1 protein-coding gene is annotated in these 575 nt (G+C 78.3%); it reads left to right on the top strand.

Annotated features, from left to right (window positions below):
* On the top strand, positions 1-400 hold a 400-nt coding region (locus tag LQ51_RS06820; RefSeq protein WP_046563825.1), incomplete at its 5' end, for an aldo/keto reductase.
* Positions 401-575 lie beyond the last annotated feature (175 nt).

Genomic DNA, 575 nt, shown 5'->3' with positions numbered 1-575 from the left:
GCTGCCGGCCTGCGAGGCGATGGGACTGGGCGTCCTGCCCTGGTCGCCACTGGGTCGGGGGGTGCTCACCGGCAAGTACCGGCACGGCCGGCCGGCCGATTCCCGGGCCGCGTCGCCGCACTTCGAGCGCTTCGTCGCGACGTACCTGGAGCCGCGCTGCTCGAGCATCGTGGAGGCGGTCGCCATCGCCGCGGGCGGGCTGGGCGTGTCCCCGCTGGAGGTCGCGCTGGCCTGGATCCGGGACCGGCCCGGAGTGACCGCGCCGATCCTCGGCGCCCGGACGGTGGGGCAGCTGCTCGGGGCGCTGCAGGTGGAGCGGATGACGCTGCCGGCGGAGATCGTCACCGCGCTGGACGACGTCTCGGCGGTGCCGGTCGGCTATCCGGAGCGGGACGGCTGAGCCCATCCGCCCGGCCGTCGCCCACGCCACGCCCGGGTGAACAACCGGCGCGCGGCGGCGGGTAGAGGGCCACGGCGGACGCGACACGGCTCACGGCCGGCGCGCGGCGGCGGGCGAAGGGGGCGCGACGCGGATCACGGCCGGCGGGCGGCGGGGCCGACGCCGGACGCGACGC

Origin of the sequence: Micromonospora sp. HK10 (assembly GCF_000982955.1) — a bacterium.
GTDB lineage: Bacteria > Actinomycetota > Actinomycetes > Mycobacteriales > Micromonosporaceae > Micromonospora.
This window is presented reverse-complemented; position numbering and strand designations above follow the sequence as displayed.